This is a genomic window from Actinophytocola xinjiangensis (genome assembly GCF_001921215.1).
In the GTDB taxonomy this organism is placed as follows: domain Bacteria; phylum Actinomycetota; class Actinomycetes; order Mycobacteriales; family Pseudonocardiaceae; genus Actinophytocola; species Actinophytocola xinjiangensis.
On record NZ_MSIF01000001.1, the window covers coordinates 471,048 to 489,471 of the forward strand.

18 protein-coding genes are annotated in these 18,424 nt (G+C 72.2%); 15 read left to right on the forward strand and 3 right to left on the reverse strand.

Going from position 1 to position 18,424, the window contains the following annotated elements; genetic code table 11:
• Window positions 1-3: 3 nt before the first annotated feature.
• Together BLA60_RS02225 and BLA60_RS02230 are read right to left on the reverse strand one after the other, a co-directional pair.
• Window positions 4-825: a formylglycine-generating enzyme family protein gene (locus tag BLA60_RS02225; RefSeq protein WP_075130964.1), complete on the reverse strand. Its 822-nt coding sequence runs from the start codon at window positions 823-825 to the stop codon at window positions 4-6.
• Window position 826: 1 nt separating this feature from the next.
• Window positions 827-2,593 (reverse strand): hypothetical protein, encoded by a 1,767-nt coding sequence (locus BLA60_RS02230; RefSeq protein ID WP_075130965.1) that lies wholly within the window; start codon window positions 2,591-2,593, stop codon window positions 827-829.
• Between the two features lie 151 nt (window positions 2,594-2,744).
• Here BLA60_RS02230 and BLA60_RS02235 point away from each other — a divergent pair, with 151 nt between their 5' ends.
• The 12 genes from BLA60_RS02235 to BLA60_RS02290 all read left to right on the forward strand — a co-directional run bounded on the left by BLA60_RS02235 (window position 2,745) and on the right by BLA60_RS02290 (window position 14,858).
• Entirely contained in the window at window positions 2,745-3,773 is a 1,029-nt protein-coding gene (locus BLA60_RS02235) for a DUF6346 domain-containing protein (protein WP_075130966.1), read from the forward strand.
• Between the two features lie 16 nt (window positions 3,774-3,789).
• On the forward strand, window positions 3,790-4,317 hold the full coding sequence (locus BLA60_RS02240; protein ID WP_084734548.1) for a YbaB/EbfC family nucleoid-associated protein: 528 nt from the start codon (window positions 3,790-3,792) through the stop codon (window positions 4,315-4,317).
• Window positions 4,310-4,618, forward strand: a complete 309-nt coding sequence (locus BLA60_RS02245) for a hypothetical protein (RefSeq protein ID WP_245811788.1) — start codon at window positions 4,310-4,312, stop codon at window positions 4,616-4,618. Before BLA60_RS02240 ends, BLA60_RS02245 begins: the two co-directional genes overlap by 8 nt.
• A gap of 2 nt (window positions 4,619-4,620) precedes the next feature.
• Window positions 4,621-5,676: a hypothetical protein gene (locus BLA60_RS02250; RefSeq protein ID WP_075130968.1), complete on the forward strand. Its 1,056-nt coding sequence runs from the start codon at window positions 4,621-4,623 to the stop codon at window positions 5,674-5,676.
• A 59-nt stretch (window positions 5,677-5,735) separates the two neighbouring features.
• A complete protein-coding gene (locus tag BLA60_RS02255; protein ID WP_075130969.1) occupies window positions 5,736-6,197 on the forward strand; it encodes a hypothetical protein in 462 nt (153 codons plus the stop codon).
• A gap of 60 nt (window positions 6,198-6,257) precedes the next feature.
• Window positions 6,258-6,515, forward strand: coding sequence for a ubiquitin carboxyl-terminal hydrolase 14 (locus BLA60_RS02260; RefSeq protein ID WP_075130970.1), 258 nt, complete (start codon window positions 6,258-6,260; stop codon window positions 6,513-6,515).
• Window positions 6,516-6,595: 80 nt separating this feature from the next.
• Window positions 6,596-8,251, forward strand: coding sequence for an NAD(P)/FAD-dependent oxidoreductase (locus tag BLA60_RS02265; RefSeq protein ID WP_075130971.1), 1,656 nt, complete (start codon window positions 6,596-6,598; stop codon window positions 8,249-8,251).
• Complete coding sequence (locus BLA60_RS02270) at window positions 8,248-9,669, forward strand: ATP-binding protein (protein WP_075130972.1); 1,422 nt, start codon at window positions 8,248-8,250, stop codon at window positions 9,667-9,669. The genes BLA60_RS02265 and BLA60_RS02270 overlap by 4 nt, the downstream gene beginning before the upstream one ends.
• Window positions 9,670-9,705: 36 nt before the next feature.
• Complete coding sequence (locus tag BLA60_RS02275) at window positions 9,706-12,078, forward strand: phosphoketolase family protein (protein WP_075130973.1); 2,373 nt, start codon at window positions 9,706-9,708, stop codon at window positions 12,076-12,078.
• 10 nt (window positions 12,079-12,088) lie between these two features.
• Window positions 12,089-13,231: an acetate/propionate family kinase gene (locus BLA60_RS02280; protein ID WP_075130974.1), complete on the forward strand. Its 1,143-nt coding sequence runs from the start codon at window positions 12,089-12,091 to the stop codon at window positions 13,229-13,231.
• A gap of 4 nt (window positions 13,232-13,235) precedes the next feature.
• Window positions 13,236-14,138 (forward strand): universal stress protein, encoded by a 903-nt coding sequence (locus BLA60_RS02285; protein ID WP_075131458.1) that lies wholly within the window; start codon window positions 13,236-13,238, stop codon window positions 14,136-14,138.
• A 228-nt stretch (window positions 14,139-14,366) separates the two neighbouring features.
• Window positions 14,367-14,858, forward strand: coding sequence for a DUF4383 domain-containing protein (locus BLA60_RS02290; protein ID WP_075130975.1), 492 nt, complete (start codon window positions 14,367-14,369; stop codon window positions 14,856-14,858).
• 24 nt (window positions 14,859-14,882) lie between these two features.
• On the opposite strand, the gene BLA60_RS42910 is transcribed toward BLA60_RS02290, so the two are convergent.
• The gene (locus tag BLA60_RS42910) at window positions 14,883-15,044 is read right to left on the reverse strand and encodes a hypothetical protein (protein WP_154814061.1); all 162 of its coding nucleotides are present in this window, start codon (window positions 15,042-15,044) and stop codon (window positions 14,883-14,885) included.
• 122 nt (window positions 15,045-15,166) lie between these two features.
• Here BLA60_RS42910 and BLA60_RS02295 point away from each other — a divergent pair, with 122 nt between their 5' ends.
• The 3 genes from BLA60_RS02295 (at window position 15,167) to BLA60_RS02305 (ending at window position 18,424) form a co-directional block, all read left to right on the forward strand.
• Window positions 15,167-15,967 carry a siderophore-interacting protein gene (locus tag BLA60_RS02295; RefSeq protein WP_075130976.1) on the forward strand — a complete coding sequence of 267 codons (801 nt, stop codon included), beginning with the start codon at window positions 15,167-15,169 and terminating at the stop codon, window positions 15,965-15,967.
• 309 nt (window positions 15,968-16,276) lie between these two features.
• Entirely contained in the window at window positions 16,277-17,542 is a 1,266-nt protein-coding gene (locus BLA60_RS02300) for an extracellular catalytic domain type 1 short-chain-length polyhydroxyalkanoate depolymerase (RefSeq protein ID WP_075130977.1), read from the forward strand.
• A gap of 60 nt (window positions 17,543-17,602) precedes the next feature.
• Complete coding sequence (locus tag BLA60_RS02305) at window positions 17,603-18,424, forward strand: hypothetical protein (RefSeq protein WP_075130978.1); 822 nt, start codon at window positions 17,603-17,605, stop codon at window positions 18,422-18,424.

An 18,424-nucleotide genomic window follows, 5' to 3' on the forward strand; every position in this document is an offset into this window, starting at 1 on the left:
TTCTCACCCGTCGGCGGCACAGCGGAAACCGGTGTTGCCGGCCGTGCTGTCGGCGGTGTTGGCGGTGCGGGCGGCGACCCGGTAGCGGTTGCAGTACGAGTGGTGGCACAGGTACGAACCACCCCGGATGACCTTGGCGGCGTCGGGCGCGTCGGTGGTCCAGTCGTCGGCACACCACTCCCAGACGTTGCCGGCGACGTTGTACAGTCCGAAACCGTTGGGCGGGAAGGCATCCACCGGCGCCGTGGCCAGGAAACCGTCTTCCTCGGTGTTGTTCACCGGGAAACGGCCCTGCCAGATGTTGCACCGGTGCTCGCCGCCGGGCGTCAGCTCGTCGCCCCACGGGTAGCGGCGCTGTTCGAGCCCGCCGCGCGCCGCGTACTCCCACTCCGCCTCGGTCGGCAGCCGCCCGCCCGCCCAACGGCAGTAGGCGTCCGCGTCGCGCCAGGACACGTGGACCACCGGGTGGTCACCGCGCCCGTCGAGGACGCTGCCCGGACCCTCCGGCTCCCGCCAGTACGCCCCGTTCACCCCGCACCACCACGGCGTGCCCTCCGGTCGCGGCGCGCCCCGGCGCAGCGCCCCCGGCAGCAGCCCGGCGAACACGTAGGACCAGCCGAACCGCTCGGCGTCGGTCTCGTGCCCGGTGTCCTCGACGAACCGGGCGAACCGCTCGTTGGTGACCGTGTACGCGCCGATCAGGAACGGCGCGACCGCGACCGGCCGGACCGGGCCCTCGCTGCCGTCGGCCGCCGCCTCCTGGTCGTCGGTGCCCATCAGGAACGTCCCGCCGGGCAGGGAAACCAGGTCGTCCGGGTGCGCCATCTCAGCGCCACTCGATGAGGTCGTCGAGCGGCATCGGGTGCTCCGGGCCCTTGGCCGGCAGCCAGTGCATGGCCCCGCTGCGGTGCAGCACGACGATCCGGTTGTCGGCGTCGGCCGGGCCGACCACCACGAAACCCGAGTCCGGAGCCACCCCGGCGTAGTCCCGGGCGACGTCGGTGCGCACCAGCCCGTTCACGCCGCCACCGACGACCGTGCCGGCGCCGTCCACGACGACCACACAACGCACCGGGTCCTCGCGGTCGTGCGCCCAGCCGTAGAAGATCGGCGCCGGGTGGCCGTCGGCCAGCGGCGCGGGATCCACCGGCTCGACGGCGTTGACCGTGCCGGCCGCGCGCAGCGGACGTTTGTTGCCGCGCGCGGGCAGCAGGGGCTCCATGGCGCCGCGGTCCAGCCGCGACCCCAACTCCGGGCCGCCGCAGCCGAGGGTGAAGTCGTCGGTGAACGGGTAGTGGCCCAGCGCCCGCAGCCGGGGCACCAGGTCCTCGGCGGCCGGGTAGACGCGGTAGGCGTCGCTCAGGCCGGCGCGCAGCGCCACCGCCTCCACCTCGTGGATCCGCCCGGCCGTGCGTTCCTGCTTGGCGTAGGGCGCGCCGAGGGCGAACCCGAGCAGCCCGGTGAGCACCACCGCCACGGCGATCCGGTACCCGCGCAGGTCCACCTTCCGGTGGGCGACGGAGGCCACCATCACCAGCGCGGGGATCGACAGCAGCACCGACGCCGAGGTGTAGCGCGCGGTGTGCAGGCCGACCTCCTCGCCGTAGTCGACCCTGGCCAGCGCGATCATCCCGCAGTACAGCAGGGCGTGGCCGGCCAGCGCCCACCAGAACCACAGCCGGGGCTCGCGGGCCACCTTGCTGGTGGCGAGCGCGCCGTACACCGCGATGATCAGCGCGCCCGCGGCGGCGGCCACCCCGCCGTCCTCGGTGGTCCACAGCTTGCCGGCGATGGCGAGGAAGTAGTACAGCAGGCTGCCCAGGTCGCCGGCCGGCTGCCCGGCCAGCGGCGGCGACGGCCGGAAGTGCAGCCACACCAGCACGACCGTCACGCCCAGGACCAGCGGCAGGACCCGCTTCCACCAGACCTCGCGGCGCAGCAGGGCCAGCAGGGCCAGCATCGGCCAGACGGGGAACGCGGTGCCGTAGGTCAGGCTGCCCAGCAGCGCGAGCGCCAGCGCCGGCCACCACCGACCACGGCTGGCCAGCAGCAGCGACACGACCACGATCAGGTTGGCGGTCAGCCACGCGGTGCCGCTCATCGCCCGGGTGAAGTTCCACAGGCCGTGCAGGCTGAACACCAGGGCCGAGGCGGCCACCAGCAGCCCGGCCCTGACCAGCGGCGGCAGGTCGCGGGGCAGCGCGGCGCCCAGCGCCACGACGGTGAGCGCGGCGACCACCACGACGAACACGCCGAGCGTGCGGTTGTCCCCGGCGAACCATTCGATGTTGAGCCAGTAGAACAGCGTCGGCAGACCGAGCAGGTGCTCGTTGGAGAAGTAGTTCTGCAGGTCGAACGGCTTGAGGGTGCCGTCGGCGTTGGTGATCCTGGTGAGCTGGAACAGGTAGTCGATGTGCTGCAGGCGCCCGGCGCGGGTGACCTCCAGCAGCGTGGTGAGCGCCGGCACGGCGGCCAGCAGGGCTACCAGCCTGGGCAGCCACCGGCTCAGCGCCAGCCTTCTGGCGTACTCCAGCCAGGCAGGTCGGCCGGTGTGGACGGTCGACGCCGCCGGTTCGGGCGTCGGGTCCGGCACGGGATCGTTCCTCAACGCCGTGGTCGTCACGCGATTCCTGTTTCGTTCACTGCAATTTCGGACGGGAGTATAACCCCGGCTGAATTAATTGTTATTGGCAGGTCCCCATTCCTTGTTTCCCGCCATTTATCGATATCGCTAGGGTTGCCGGATGCGCGCACTCGCCTTCGGGCTGGCCACGGTGATCGGCCTGCTGCTGCTGGCCACCGTGGTCCGCGCCACCGACGTGCTCGTCGGGCCGCCGGAGGCCGACCGGACCGGCACCGCCACGGTGACCGACTGCACCACCTACGGCCCGGTCGGCCGCTGGGGCGTCGGCACCTCCCACGAGTGCCGGGCCGACGTGCGCTGGGACGACGGCGTGACCGGGACGGTGACCTTCCCGCCCGGCCAGCTCGCGCCGGGGGAGCGGGACGTCGCCGTGTTCGACTCCGGTCGGTCCCCGGGCGCCAACGACAGCGCGCGGTGGACGCTGGCCGGTCCGGTCCTCTCGATCGCCCTTGGTCTGCTGACCGTGTGGTTCGCCGCCGCCACCATCGGCCTGCTGATCCCGCGCCGACCCCGTGACCAGCGCCCCGACCGGCGCCGGGACAAACCCGATGAGCGGTGGCCGGTGACCAAGGCCGAGGTCGCGCGGGCGCCGGTGCCCCGGCGGGTGCGGCGGCTGCGGCTGATCGCGTGGCTGGGGCTGGGGGCCGGCGCGCTGGAGGTGCTGGCGTCCCTGCCGTTGTTCGACGCCCCGAGGCGGGTGGGCCCGTTCGTCTCGCCGTGGCCGGAGCTGGAGTCCGCGTGGCTGGTCGACCCGCCCTCCGGGGTGATCACCGGGTTCGGCGCGCTGGTCGCGGTGATCGCCGGCCTGGTCGCCTCGTCGGTGCACACCGACGTCGCCCGGATCGTGCGGTACGGGCAGCCGTACGTGGACTCCCGGCGGGTGCGGCCGGCGTCGGCCGGGCGGTGGTCGTGGGTGCCGGTGGCGGTGCTCGCCGCGCTGGGCGTGCTGGCCGTGGTGAGCGCGGTCGGTGCCCTCCCGGCGGACGCGCCGGCGGCGGTCGCGCTGGCCGCCGGACGGGACGCGATCCTGCTGTTCTCGCTGGTCGCGGTGGTGCTGGCGACCCGCCAGTCGGCACGGGAGATGGCCACCGAGGTGCTGCGGAATTCATGGGAACCTGAAATCAGGTAGGTCCGTCCAACCGCCCATGAATCTGGATGTAGGGGCCGGCGAGCGACGGCTCGCCGACTACATGCGACGGGTCGGCGAGATCCAGCAGCGGGCCGAGCAGACCCAGGCCGAGCTCAGGACGCTGCGGGCGCGGGCCACCAGCCCCGACCGGGGGGTGTCGGTGGAGATGGCCCCAGGCGGCCGCCTTGAGCGGCTGGTCATCACGCCGGAGGCCATGCGCAACGGCCCCGACCAGCTCGCCGCGATGATCACCGAGACCATCCGGGGCGCGCACGCCGCCGTCGCCGAGCAGATGCAGCAGACACTCCAGCCGCTGATCGGCGACTCCCCGGCCATGGACTTCCTGCGCGACCAGATCGAGGTCGCCCAGCGCGAGGACGACGACGAGCCGGACCCCACCGACCCCAGCCCCGGGCCGGTGACCGGGGACGAGCGGGAACCCGAGGCCCCGCTGCGCTCCGAGGCCCCCGCCGCCCGCCCCCGCCGCACCGACGCCGAGGACGACGAGGGCTTCGACTCGGTCTGGGGGGACGACCGTGGGTGACTTCGAGATGGTCCCCGCCGACGTGACCGGCCACGCCGGCAGCGTCGACGGCTTCGGAACGGCCCTGAGCGCCGCCGGAGCCAAGGGCGCCGGCGTCGACCTGGGCATCGAGACCTACGGGATCATCGGCCAGGTCTTCAGCGGGTCCGCCAGGGTGCAGATCGCCATGACCGGCAACTCCATCTCCGAGATGGCCTCCTCCCTGCCCGACATCGCCGACGCGTTGCGCGACTGCGCCGACTCCACCACCCAGACCGACGACGAGCACGCGTCCCTGTTCGAACAGTTCCTGGAGGACTAGCGGTGGTTGTCGAGGTCAACGCGGACAACGCGACCGACGGTGCCCGGATCGTCGACACGGTCTGGCAGTGCGCCCAGGATTTCAACAACCCGAGCGACTGGGCCTTCGACGGCGTCGCCCTGGGGCTCGACGTGCTCGGCTTCGTCGCCAACCCGCTGGGCATGCTCGTCGGCGGCGGCATCGGCTGGCTGATCGAGCACGTCTCCTTCCTCAAGGAGCCGCTCGACGACCTGGCCGGTGACCCCGGCGCGGTCAACGGCGTCGCCGCGACCTGGGGCGAGGTCGCCACGGAGTGCGCCAGGATCAGCCAGGAGTACGCCCAGGCCGCCACCAGCGAGACCGCGACCTGGAAGGGCGAGGCCGCCGACGCCTACCGTGCCGCCGCCACCCAGGTCGCCGAGCAGGTCGCGGCGCTGGAGGGCGCGGCGACGGCGGTGTCCACCGGCGTGCGCTGCACTGGCGTCCTGGTCGCCACCGTGCGCGGCATCATCCGCGACATCATCGCCGACGTCGTGGCGGAGTTCCTGATCGCAGCGGTGTCCGCGCTCGCGACCAGTTGGTGCAGCTTCGGTGCCTCGGTCGCCGCGTTCACCGGCTGGGCCGTGGCCCGCGCCGCCTCCACCGCCGGCAAGATCGCCGGCAAGGTCAGCAAGCTGCTGATGAAGCTGGCGATGGCCATTCGCAAGTTCGACAAGCTGCGCAAGGCGTCGGACGCGCTGGCCAAGGCGTCGGTGAAGGTCGGCAAGCGGGCCAAGGAGATGGGCCGGGCCATCGGCAAGCACCGCGACTCCCTGCGCCAGGTCGAAGGCGGCGTCGACCGGGCCAACAGCGCGATCCGGGACCGGATCACCTTCGGCAACGACCAGCTCAGCCGAGGCGCCGAACGCGTCGACGACGTGATGTCACCGCGTGGCCGCGACGGCTTCGCCGACACCATCAAACCGATCTCCCTGGCGCGTACCGGCGGTGCCGAGGCGTTCAAGGAGGTCGCGAACTGGGACGACAGCTACGAGGACGCCCAGCAGGAGCTCCAGGAGGAGGCCAAGCAGCAGCGGTAGGTCCCTGCCGTTCGCCGAATCTCGTCCGGCGCGGGTGGTGATCAAACTGGAATCGGCCCGTGGCAACCCTGCACCACGTGCTGGCCGGTCATCCGCCCGCGCCGGATCGAGGCATCCCCGCGACGGTCGCCTGCGAGCTGGTCACCGGTCTCGACGACACCTCCGTCCAGGACGCCTACGAACGGTCCGGCGCCGCCGCGTACCTGGTGGCGCCCTATCCGCGGGTCCTGGGGGAGCGGGGCACCCGGCGGTTGGTCGTCGGCCAGATCAGGGTCGCGGTGACCTCCACCCGGGACGTCCGCCTCGCGCTCGGCGTCGAGGGCGCGTGGTCGGAGACCGGCGGCTGGCACCACGCGCTGTTGCCGATCGCGGCCACCACGCTGATCGCCGGCGGCGTCGCCCTGCGCCGTTTGCAACGACCACGGGCGCGGCACTACGTGATCACCCTGTTGCTGGTGGTGGCGCTGCTCGCGGTGCTGTTACTGGCGGGTGCGCTGGTGCCGGCCGTGCTCAACCGCTGAGCCCACCGCCGCGGACCTCGGTCGCGGGGTGGTGACCGGTCAGCGGTGCGATGATGGGGCATGGCTCAATGCGTCCATCTCGACCAGATCCACGACGTGTCACCGGACACGACCGAAGGGTGTGCGGACTGCCTGGCCATCGGCGGCCGGTGGGTCCACCTGCGGGAGTGCCTGACCTGCGGGCACGTCGGCTGCTGTGACTCCTCGCCGCACCGGCACGCCAGCGCCCACTTCGCGGCCACCCAGCACCCGATCGTGCGCTCGTTCGAACCGGGCGAGGACTGGCGGTGGTGTTTCGTGGACCAGACCATCGTCTAGCGGAGGAATGATCACCGGCGGGGCGGTGTTGGTCAGTTCCGTCGCGTCCGGCGTCGGCCGGACCTTGGGAGTGTGAACGAGTGAACAAGCCCGTCCTGCTGACCGTCGACGACGACGAGGGGGTCTCCCGGGCCGTGGCCCGCGACCTGCGCCGCCGCTACGGCGAGGGGCACCGGATCGTCCGCGCGTCCTCCGGCAAGGACGCGCTGGAGGCGTTGCGGGAGCTGAAGTTGCGCGGCGAACAGGTCGCCGCGATGCTCGCCGACTACCGCATGCCGGAGATGAACGGCATCGAGTTCCTGGAGCAGGCGATGGACCTGTTCCCGCGTGCCCGCCGGGCGCTGCTCACCGCCTACGCCGACACCGACGCCGCGATCCAGGCGATCAACCTGGTCGACGTCGACCACTACCTGCTCAAGCCGTGGGATCCGCCGGAGGAGAAGCTCTACCCGGTCGTCGACGCGCTGATCGAGCTGTGGTGCGACGTTGCCGTGCCGGCCGTCGAGGAGATCAAGATCGTCGGCCACCGGTGGTCGGCGCCGACGTTCACCGCACGGGACTTCCTGGCCCGCAACGCCGTGCCCTACCGCTACTACAGCATCGACGAGCCGGAGGGCCACCGGCTGCTCGACGCCGCGTCGGCCGACCCGACCGAGATCCCGGTGGTGATCACCCCCGACGGGCAGGCGCTGCGCTCGCCCACCGACGCCGAGATCGCCTCGGCCGTTGGCCTGACCGTCGACCCGGAGACCGACTTCTACGACCTGGTGGTCGTCGGCGGCGGCCCGGCCGGCCTCGGCTCGGCGGTCTACGGGGCGTCCGAGGGGCTGCGCACCCTGCTGGTCGAACGCCAGGCGGCCGGTGGTCAGGCCGGACAGAGCTCCCGGATCGAGAACTACCTCGGCTTCCCCGACGGCGTGTCCGGCTCGCAGCTGACCGACCGCGCCCGCCGGCAGGCGGTCAAGTTCGGTGCCGAGATGCTCACCGCGCGCGACGTGACGGCCCTGGAGGTGGCTGGCTCGGCCAGGACCGTGCGCTTCGGCGACGGCAGCGGCATCGCCGCGCACGCGGTCATCCTGGCCACCGGCGTCTCCTACCGCAGCCTCGACGCCCCCGGCGTCGAGGACCTCGTCGGCCGGGGCGTGTACTACGGCTCGGCGATGACCGAGGCGGCCGAGTGCGCCGACCGCGACGTCTACATCGTCGGTGGCGCCAACTCCGCCGGGCAGGCCGCGGTGTTCTTCGCCCGGCACGCCAGAACGGTCACGCTGGTCGTGCGCGGCCCGTCGCTGCGGGCGTCGATGTCGCACTACCTGGTCCAGCAGCTGGAGGCGATCGACAACGTCCACGTGCGCACCGGCACGACCGTCGTCGAGGCGCGCGGCGGCGACCACCTCGAAGGGCTGCGGCTGCGCGCCACCGACGGCACCGAGGAGGTCGTCGACGCCCACCACCTGTTCATCTTCATCGGCGCCGCCCCCCGCACCGACTGGCTCGACGGCCTCGTGCGGCGCGACGAGCGCGGATTCGTGTGGACCGGCCCCGACCTGGTCGTGGACGGCTCGCGGCCCTCCGGCTGGACGCTGGACCGCGACCCGTACTACCTGGAGTCCAGCGTGCCGGGCGTGTTCGTCGCCGGGGACGTGCGCGCCCAGTCGGTCAAGCGGGTCGCCTCGGCGGTCGGCGAGGGCGCGATGGCCGTGACGCTGGTACACCGGTACCTGGAGGAGCGGTGACCACCATCGAACCGTCGGCGCTGCGCGAGCTGTTCCTGTTCGAGCACCTGACCGACGAGCAGCTGGCCTGGATCTCGGCCACCGCCGACGTCGTCTCGTGCGCCGCCGGTGAGGTCGTCGCGCCGGAGGGCGATCCGGCGGAGTGCTTCTACGTGCTGCTGTCCGGCACGATCACGCTGACCCGCCGGGTGCGCGGCGACGAGGTGGAGGTGGTGCGCTCGGACTCCCCTGGCGTCTACGCCGGCGCCACCCAGTTCTACCTCGGCGACCAGGTCGACCAGCACTACATGGCCTCGCTCAACGCGATCACCGACTGTGAGCTGCTGGCGTTGCCGGTGGCGGAGTTCGCGCCGAGGTTCGCCGAGTGGTTCCCGATGGCCGTGCACCTGTTGCAGGGCATGTTCGTCGGCATCCGCAACTCCGACGAGCTGGTCGCCCAGCGCGAACGGCTGCTGGCGCTGGGCAAGCTCACCGCGGGCCTGACCCACGAGCTGAACAACCCGGCGGCGGCCGCGGTCCGGGCGACCGAGACGCTGCGGGAGCGGGTCGCGGGCATGCGCCACAAGCTGGCGCTGCTGGCCGACGGCCACTTCGACGGCCTCCAGCTGCACCGGCTGACCAAGATCCAGGACAAGTTCGTCGACCGGATCGCCGAGGCGCCCAGGCTCACCCCGATCCAGGTCGCCGACCGCGAGGACGAGCTGGGGGAGTGGCTGGAGGACCGCGACGTCACCGGCGGCTGGGACCTCGCGCCGGTGTTCGTCACCGCCGGAATCACCGTCAGTGACCTCGACGAGCTGGCCGGTGTGGTGGAGCCGGACTTCTTCGAGCCGGCGCTGCGCTGGCTGGCCTACACGGTGGAGACCGAGAACCTGCTGCTGGAGATCAAGGACAGCACCGGCCGGATCTCCGCCCTGGTCGGCGCGGCCAAGCAGTACTCGCAGCTGGACCGCTCGGCCCACCAGACCATCGACGTGCACGAGGGCCTGGACGCCACCGTGGTGATGCTCGCCGGCAAGATCCCCGACGGCGTGCGGGTGGTGAAGGACTACGACCGTTCGCTGCCCAGGATCCCGGCCTACGCCGCCGAGCTGAACCAGGTGTGGACCAACCTGATCGACAACGCCGTGGACGCCGTCGACGGCGAGGGCACGATCACCCTGCGTACCGCCCTGGACGGCGACCGCGTGCTGGTGGAAGTGATCGACACCGGCCCCGGTGTCCCGGCGGAGCTGCGGCGGCGGGTGTTCGAGCCGTTCTTCACCACCAAGGGCGTCGGCCAGGGCACCGGCCTCGGGCTGGACGTGTCGTGGCGGGTGGTGGTCAACCGGCACGGCGGGGACCTGCGGGTGGTCTCCGCACCCGGCGACACGCACTTCCAGGTCCGGCTGCCCACGGAGTCCGCCGCCGGCCGCTGACATGCGGGTGCCCGTGATCTGGGTGATGCTACGGGCATGGCTGAGGCGTTGGCGGTGGAGCCGGGGCGCGACGTCCTGGGGTCGGTGGACGCGTACTGGCGGGCGGCGAACTACCTGTCGGTCGGGCAGATCTACCTGCTGGACAACCCGTTGCTGCGGGAACCGCTGCGGGTGGAGCACATCAAACCGCGACTGCTCGGGCACTGGGGCACCACGCCCGGCCTGAACTTCGTCTACGTCCACCTGAACCGGATCATCCGCGACCGTGGCCTGGACCTGATGTACGTCACGGGTCCGGGCCACGGCGGCCCGGGTCTGCTGGCGAACACGTGGCTGGAGGGCAGCTACTCCGAGGACTACCCGGAGGTCGCCCGGGACGAGCGGGGAATGCGGGTGCTGTTCCGCCAGTTCTCCTTCCCCGGCGGGGTGCCAAGCCACGTCGCGCCCGAGGTCCCCGGCTCGATCCACGAGGGCGGTGAGCTCGGCTACTCGCTGGCGCACGCCTACGGCGCCGCGTTCGACAACCCCGACCTGGTGGTGGCGTGCGTGGTCGGCGACGGCGAGGCGGAGACCGGGCCGCTGGCCACCAGTTGGCACGCCAACAAGTTCCTCGACCCGGTGCACGACGGCGCCGTGCTGCCGATCCTGCACCTGAACGGGTACAAGATCGCCAACCCGACGGTGCTGGCCCGCATCCCGCACGAGGAGCTGGACGCGCTGCTGCGCGGCTACGGCTACGCGCCGCGCTACGTCACCGGCGACGATCCGGCGCGGATGCACCGCGACATGGCGTCCACGATGGACGACGTGTTCACCGAGATCGCCGCGATCCAGCGCGCGGCGCGCTCGGGCGGGGTCGGCCGCCCCCGGTGGCCGATGATCGTGCTGCGCTCCCCGAAGGGCTGGACCGGTCCCTCCGATGTGGACGGTGTGCTGGTCGAGGGAACCTGGCGGGCCCACCAGGTTCCGCTCTCCGGCGTGCGGGACAACCCCGAGCACCTCGCGCTGCTGGAGCGGTGGCTGCGCTCCTACCGGCCCGAGGAACTGTTCGACGACAGCGGATGCCCGGTCCCGGAGCTGCTGGAGCAGGCGCCCACCGGCACCCGACGGATGGGCGCCAACCCGCACGCCAACGGCGGCCTGCTGCTCACACCGTTGGCACTGCCCGACTTCCGCGACTACGGCGTGCTGGTCGGCCAGCACGGCGGGTCCAGCTCCGAACCGACCCGCGAACTGGGCCGGTTCCTCTGCGAGGTCGTGCGGCGCAACGCCGTGAGCCGCAACTTCCGGATCTTCGGCCCGGACGAGACCGCCTCCAACCGGCTCGACGCCGTCTACGACGCCACCGCCAAACAGTGGCAGGCGCAACTCCTGCCGGTCGACGAACACCTGGCCACCGAGGGCCGGGTCGTCGAGGTGCTCTCCGAGCACCTGTGCCAGGGCTGGCTGGAGGGCTACCTGCTCACCGGGCGGCACGGCCTGTTCTCCTGCTACGAGGCGTTCATCCACATCGTCGACTCGATGTTCAACCAGCACGCCAAGTGGTTGGAGACCAGCAAGAAGCTGGCCTGGCGGCGGCCGATCGCGTCGCTGAACTACCTGCTGACCTCGCACGTGTGGCGCCAGGACCACAACGGCTTCTCCCACCAGGACCCCGGCTTCATCGACCACGTGATGAACAAGAAGGCCGAGGTGATCCGGGTCTACCTGCCGCCGGACACCAACACGCTGCTCTCGGTCGCCGACCACTGCCTGCGCAGCCGCGACTACGTCAACGTCGTGGTGGCCGGCAAGAACGCCACCCCGGACTGGCTGTCGATGGACGAGGCCGCGCTGCACGCCGCCCGGGGCGCCGGGATCTGGGAGTGGGCCGGCGGCGAGACCGGCGACCAGCAGCCCGACGTCGTGCTGGGCTGTGCCGGCGACGCGCCGACGATGGAGGTCATGGCCGCCACCGCGCTGCTGCGCGAACACCTGCCGTCGCTGCGCGTGCGGGTGGTCAACGTCGTGGACCTGATGCGCCTGCAGCCGGACACCGAGCACCCGCACGGCATGACCGACCGCGAGTTCGACGCCCTGTTCACCCGCGACCGGCCGGTCATCTTCGCCTACCACGGCTACCCGTGGCTGATCCACCGGTTGACCTACCGCCGCACCAACCACGCCAACCTCCACGTCCGGGGCTACAAGGAGGAGGGCACGACCACCACGCCCTTCGACATGCTGGTGCTCAACGACATGGACCGCTACCGGCTGGTCATCGACGTGCTCGACCGGGTGCCGGGGCTCGGTGAGCGGACCGCGCTGCTGCGCCAGCGGATGAGCGACGCCCGGATCCGCCACCACCGCTGGACCAGGGAACACGGCGAGGACCTGCCCGAGGTCCGCGACTGGACCTGGCCGTACTGAGGAGCCCGGCATGAACGTGCTCGTGGTCAACGCCGGCTCGTCGAGCCTCAAGGTCCGGCTGCTCGACGACGCCGACGACGTCGTCGCCGCCCTGGACCTCGGCCGCTGGTCGGGCGGGCGGGAGACCGACGAACTCGAACGGTTCGTCTCCGGGCTCGGCACGGTCGACGCCGTCGGCCACCGCGTCGTCCACGGCGGCTCCGAGTTCCCCGGTCCCGTCCGACTCGCCGGCGACGTGCGCGGGCGGATCGCGGCCCTGGCCGAGCTCGCCCCGCTGCACCAGCCGCGCGGCGTCGCCGGCATCGACGCGATCACCGCCGTGCTGCCCGACGTCGCGGCGGTCGCCTGCTTCGACACGTCCTTCCACCGCGACCTGCCGGCCGCCGCGGCCACCTACGCCCTGCCCCGCGACTGGAACGAGCGGTGGGGCCTGCGCCGCTACGGCTTCCACGGCCTGTCCCACGCCTACGCCGCCGGCCGCGCCGCCGAGTTCCTGCGTCGCGGCGACGCGCGGGTGGTGACCTGCCACCTGGGGGCCGGCGCCTCGCTGGCCGCCGTGCTGGCCGGCCGCTCGGTCGACACCACCATGGGCTTCACCCCGCTGGAGGGCCTGGTGATGGCCACCCGCCCGGGCAGTGTCGACCCCGGGCTGCTGCTGTGGCTGCTGCGCCACGGCGGGATGAGCGTGGCGTCGCTGGGCGACGCGCTGGAGCACGAGTCCGGTCTCGCCGGGCTCACCGGCGGCGACGGCGACCTGCGCGAGGTGCGGCAGGGCGTGGAGACCGGCGACGAGCGGGCGGTCCGCGCGTTCGACGTCTACACCCACCGGCTGCGCCGCGAGATCGCCGGCATGGCCGCGGCCATGGACGGGCTCGACGCGCTGGTGTTCACCGGCGGGGTCGGCGAGCACCAGCCGCCCGTGCGGACCGCGGCCGCCGCCGGCCTCGGCTTCCTGGGGGTGCGCCTGGACGAGGACGCCAACCGGGCCGTGGCCGGCGACCAGGTGACCGACACCGAGATCACGGCCGGCGGCGCCGCCGTGCGCACGTTCGTGGTCACCGCCAGGGAGGACCGGGAGATCGCCCGGCAGGTCCGTGAGCTGCTCGGACGGGGGCGCTCAGGTCGCGAGCGCCCCCGCGACCGCCGACAATGAGCCGATGAGCACGCTTACCGGAGGACCGGTCGTCGTCGGGGTGGACGGGTCGGAACGGGCCACGAACGCGATCGCGTGGGCCGCCGAGGAAGCCGCGCGGCACGGCGTCGCGCTGCGGCTGGTGCACGCCTGCGAGGTGCCGTTGGGGTACCCGGGCGGCATCATCGACCCGCAGGTGCTGCGTACCGCGCTGGAGGAGCAGGGCCGGACCTGGCTGGCCGAGGGCACCCGTGTCGCCAGGGCGACGGCCCCCGACATCCGCACCGAAGAGGTCTTCGAGCTCGCCCCGGCCGTTCCGCTGCTGGTCAAGGAGTCCCGGCAGGCCTCGCAGCTGGTGATCGGCAGCCGGGGCCTTGGCGGGTTCACCGGCCTGTTGATCGGTTCGACCTCGGTGTCGCTGGCCGGCCGGTCGCTGTGCCCGGTGGTGGTCGTGCGTGGCCGGACCGCCGAGGACGCGCCGCCGACCGAGGGCTCGGTCGTCGTCGGCGTCGACGGCACCCCGGTGGGCGAGGCGGCGATCGCCTACGCCTTCGAGGCGGCCTCGATGCGCCGAACCGACCTGATCGCCGTGCACACCTGGACCGACCTGCTGCTGGAGGTGGCCTTCGCCGGCGGGACCGACGCGCTGGACTTCAGCTCGCTGGCCGAGCAGGCGGGCGAGCTGCTCGGCGAACGGCTGGCCGGTTTCCAGGAGAAGTACCCGGACGTCCACGTGCACCGGGAGATCCGGCGGGAGCGGGCGACGCACGCGTTGCTGCGGGCGGCCAAGCACGCCCAGCTCGTGGTGGTCGGCAGCCGGGGCCGGGGCGGCTTCCGGGGGCTGCTGCTCGGGTCGACGAGCCAGCACATGCTCTACCACGCTCCGTGTCCGGTCGCCGTCGTCCGCACCACCGAGGACGAGGGCTGATCTCGGGCGCCCGGGCATCCTGCCACGCTTCGCCGATCGGTTCACCGGCGACACGCCGGACCCAATTCGCTTGTACCGCAGCGAGATCGATGGAACGGTACCGCCCATCAACTCGTCTGAGTGATCATGCGCGTCGTGTGCCGAAAGGGCGGGTTCCAGCTGGTTTGATCAAGGCCATAACGGGGCAGCCGGGCGCGGCGATCACTCAGTGAGACCGGGGAGGTATCGATGAGGGAGAAGACCGGGCGACTCGTGGTCGCGGTCATCGCGGTGGTGTTCCTGCTGGCAGGCGTGCTGGGACTGGCGGAGGGCACGGTGCTGCGCACCAGTGGCCTGAACTCCGTGGTGCACCTCGTCTTCGGGCTCACGGGGCTCGCTGTTGTACGCAGCGTGCGCGGTTCGCGACGCTTCCTCATCGCCGGTGGCGTGCTGTACGTGCTGTGGCACTACGGCGCGGTCACCGTGCTGACCAGTGGGTCCGGCGGCGCGCTGAACACCGCCAACGACTGGCTCAACCTGTGGCTGGCGGCCAGCATGATCGCGCTCGCCTGCATCGTCGGTGAGCGGCCGGCGCCGCGTCGCCGGCCGCGTCAGCTCGCCAGCGTCGAGGACCCGCTGCCGTGGCGCCGTGGGCGGGCCGCGGTGCCCAGTGCCCGGCCGCCGCGTCGGCGTCCGGCCGCGGGCAACCGCCCCAGGTTCGCCGGGGCGGTCAGCCGCTAGGCCCTGGTTGACCTACTGGTTGATCTAGTCGACGGCACTGCGGAAGAAGGCGAAGACCGACTGGATGCCGTCCCCGATCCAGCCGAAGATCGACTGGACGCCGTCGCCGAGCTGGGTCGGGTGGGCGATGAGGGTGTACACCAAAACCGCGGCCGCTGACAGCAGGAGTGCCTTCTTGATGTTCATGGGCACCTCAGTTCCTCGGCCCGGATGACGGCGTGCGCCATGCAGGATCCTTCCCCATTGGTTGTATCGAACGTAGGGCATCGCGCTCCTGGGCGCGACGACCACCGGCGTAGTGTCGCGGCATGACCGAACCTCGCAGGACACCAGCCGGGGGAGCGCGCCGGGAGCGCAGGCCCAAGCAGGCCCGGGTGGTGCGGGTGGAACGCCTGACCCCGCACCTGACCCGGGTCGTGCTCGGCGGTGAGGGCCTGGCGGAGTTCTCCGCGGGGGAGTTCACCGACCACTACATCAAGATGCTCTTCCCGGTGGACGGCGAGGAGCGGCCGAGGATGCGTACCTACACCGTGCGCCGCTGGGACGCCGACAGCCGCGAGCTGAGCGTCGACATCGTGCTGCACGGCGACGTCGGCCTCGCCGGCCCGTGGGCGATGCGCGCCGCGCCCGGCGACGAGGTCCAGTTCATGGGGCCGGGCGGGGAGTACGCGCCGTCGGCCGACGCCGACTGGCACCTGCTGGCCGGCGACGAGAGCGCGCTGCCGGCGATCGCCGCGAGCCTGGAGCGGCTGCCGGCCGGGGCGCGGGCCCACGTGTTCGTGGAGGTCGACGGGCCGCAGGACGAGCAGAAGCTGGAGACGCCCGGCGAGGCGAGCGTGACCTGGTTGCACCGGGGGTCCGAGCGGGTCGGTGTGCCGCTGGTGCGCGCGGTGGCCGACCTGGACTTCCCGCCGGGGGACGTGCAGGCGTTCGTGCACGGTGAGGCCGGCTTCGTCAAGGAGCTGCGGCGGTTGCTGCTGGTGGACCGGGGTGTGCCGCGGGCGCGGGTGTCGATCTCGGGCTACTGGCGGCTCGGGCACGACGAGGACCGCTGGCAGGCGACCAAGCGGGACTGGAACCGGCAGGTCGAGGAGGAGCAGGGGGCGTGACCGGCCCGAACAGGGGTCAGGTCCGGCGGTTCCACGACGAGATCGGGAACGTCCGGACCTGACGGTGATCCCCGAGGTGCTCTCGCCGGGGGTCGCTGGGCGGCGTTGTTCACCTTCGCCGGTGGGCTGGTGACCGACCGGTGGGTCCTCTGCACGGCCTGCACGCCCAGTTGACTCCAGTCTGGACCGAAACTTTCGGGTGTTCCGGCGCCTGTCGGACGTCGGAATCGTCCACACTTTGGTTCTTGAGTTTCGGAAACTTTCGGAACAAGAATCGAGGTGTCGCGTTCCCCTGCCCGAGGAGTGCCCGTGAAGTTCCGCAGAAAGTTGTCGAGCTGGCTGGGCGTCGTCGCGCTCGTGCTCGCGGCGCTGGTCCGGCTGGAGGCCCCGGCCTCGGCGGCCTCGCTGGTGGAGATCACCAACTTCGGCACCAACCCCAGCAACCTGCGCATGCACCTCTACGTCCCGGACAACCTCCCGCCCCGGCCGGCGGTGCTGGTCGCCGTGCACTACTGCACCGGCTCCGGACCGGCCTTCCACAGCGGCACCGAGTTCGCCCGGCTCGCCGACCAGTACGGCTACATCGTGATCTACCCGTCGGCCACCCGCTCCGGCCAGTGCTTCGACGTCTACACCCAGGAGGCGCTGCACCGCGACGGCGGCAGCGACCCGGTCGGCATCCGCTCGATGGTCGGCTACGTCCAGCAGCGCTACGCCACCGACCCGACCCGGGTCTTCGTCACCGGCGCGTCCTCGGGCGGCATGATGACCAACGTCCTGCTCGGCAACTACCCCGACGTGTTCGCGGCCGGCGCGGCGTTCATGGGCGTCCCGTTCGGCTGTTTCGCCACCACCCCGCCCAACACCTGGAACAGCGAGTGCGCCAACGGCCAGATCACGCGCACGCCGCAGCAGTGGGGCGACCTCGTCCGCGCGTCCTATCCCGGCTACACCGGTCCCCGGCCACGGATGCAGACCTGGCACGGCACGGAGGACTCGACGTTGCGCTACCCCAACTTCGGCGAGCAGATCAAGCAGTGGACCAACGTCCACGGCGTGAGCCAGACCCCGACCCAGACCGACAGCCCGCAGTCCGGCTGGACCAGGACCCGCTACGGCGGCACCGGCGCCACCGCCCCGGTCGAGGCGATCAGCCTGCAGGGCGTTGGCCACAACCTGCCGATGGGCGGCATGGCCGCGCGGGTGCTGGAGTTCTTCGGCCTCACCGACGGCGGCCCGACCGAGCCGCCGCCCACCGGCGGCTGCCGGGTGTCCTACGTCGTGAGCCCGTGGAACACCGGCCTGACCGCCGCCATCACCGTGACCAACACCGGCACCGCGCCGATCACCGGGTGGTCGCTGGAGTTCACCCTGCCCGGCGGGCAGGCGATCACGTCGGGCTGGGGCGCCAGCTACGCCCCGGCCAGCGGACGGCTCACCGCGAGCCCGGCGAGCTACAACACCACGATCAACCCGACCGCGTCGGTGGGCTTCGGATTCCAGGCCACGCACACCGGTGACACCGGTGAACCGGCGGCGTTCACGCTCAACGGGAGTACCTGTGCCGTGAGTTGATCCGGAGTGTCGCACCCGGCCCGGGGGATGGATCACGGGCCGGGTCGCTACGGTTGCGGTATGGGCGGGCGGTTCTGGTCGTGGTTCCTGGATTTCGCCCCGGTGCGCGAGGCGGTGCGCCGGGACGTGCGGTCGGCGGTCGACCGTGTCATGGACGAGACCGAGCAGGCCCAGGGACGACAGCGGGAGCGTCACCGCGCGGAGTGGGCCCGCCAGGAGCGTGCGCTGACCGAACTCGGCACCACGGTGGAGGAGCTGACCAGCGAGAACGCCGAGCTGCTCGGCGCCAATGCCGACCTGCGGGGCCGGATCGCGGAGCTGACCGACACCACCGAGAAGGAGGCGGCCGACCGCGAGGAGTTCGCCCGCCGGCTGGTCCGCGAGCAGGAGGCGGCCGTGGCCCAGCAGTGGCACGGCGCGACCACCGACGTGTTCTGCTGCCAGTCCTGCTGGGCGTTCTGGTTCCTCAGCACCACCCCCGACCGGGCCAGCTGCATGGTGCGCGGGCCGTTCGGCCGCGACGACGCCGGCTGCGCGGTGTGCGCCGACCCGCTGGTGGTGCTGCCGGCGGCCAAGAGCGTGGTGTACCGCAAGGGCGCCGAGGAGCGGGTCTGCCGCCCGGTCGCCGACGACGGCGTGCGCGGGGAGATCGGGCTGGCCGCCGCCGAGCTGGACGCGATCGCCGAGGGACTGTCCCGGCTGCCCAAGGTCCCCAGCCGCACCACCGCGTGGATCGCCGCCGACCTGACCGGGGCGCCGGAGCTGCCGGCGAAGGTGATCGGCGAGATCGCCGCCACGACGACGATGCCCGTGCCGCTGGAAGGGATCGTGGCCGGCATCCGGGCGTTCATCGAGGTCCGGGCGCCCCGCCAGCCGTCCTGA

Coding starts and splice junctions, on each gene's coding strand:
- BLA60_RS02225 (WP_075130964.1), bottom strand. CDS start 825: ATGGCGCACCCGGACGACCTGGTTTCCCTGCCCGGCGGGACGTTCCTG.
- BLA60_RS02235 (WP_075130966.1), top strand. CDS start 2,745: ATGCGCGCACTCGCCTTCGGGCTGGCCACGGTGATCGGCCTGCTGCTG.
- BLA60_RS02240 (WP_084734548.1), top strand. CDS start 3,790: ATGAATCTGGATGTAGGGGCCGGCGAGCGACGGCTCGCCGACTACATG.
- BLA60_RS02260 (WP_075130970.1), top strand. CDS start 6,258: ATGGCTCAATGCGTCCATCTCGACCAGATCCACGACGTGTCACCGGAC.
- BLA60_RS02275 (WP_075130973.1), top strand. CDS start 9,706: ATGGCTGAGGCGTTGGCGGTGGAGCCGGGGCGCGACGTCCTGGGGTCG.
- BLA60_RS02280 (WP_075130974.1), top strand. CDS start 12,089: ATGAACGTGCTCGTGGTCAACGCCGGCTCGTCGAGCCTCAAGGTCCGG.
- BLA60_RS02285 (WP_075131458.1), top strand. CDS start 13,236: ATGAGCACGCTTACCGGAGGACCGGTCGTCGTCGGGGTGGACGGGTCG.
- BLA60_RS02290 (WP_075130975.1), top strand. CDS start 14,367: ATGAGGGAGAAGACCGGGCGACTCGTGGTCGCGGTCATCGCGGTGGTG.
- BLA60_RS42910 (WP_154814061.1), bottom strand. CDS start 15,044: ATGAACATCAAGAAGGCACTCCTGCTGTCAGCGGCCGCGGTTTTGGTG.
- BLA60_RS02295 (WP_075130976.1), top strand. CDS start 15,167: ATGACCGAACCTCGCAGGACACCAGCCGGGGGAGCGCGCCGGGAGCGC.
- BLA60_RS02305 (WP_075130978.1), top strand. CDS start 17,603: ATGGGCGGGCGGTTCTGGTCGTGGTTCCTGGATTTCGCCCCGGTGCGC.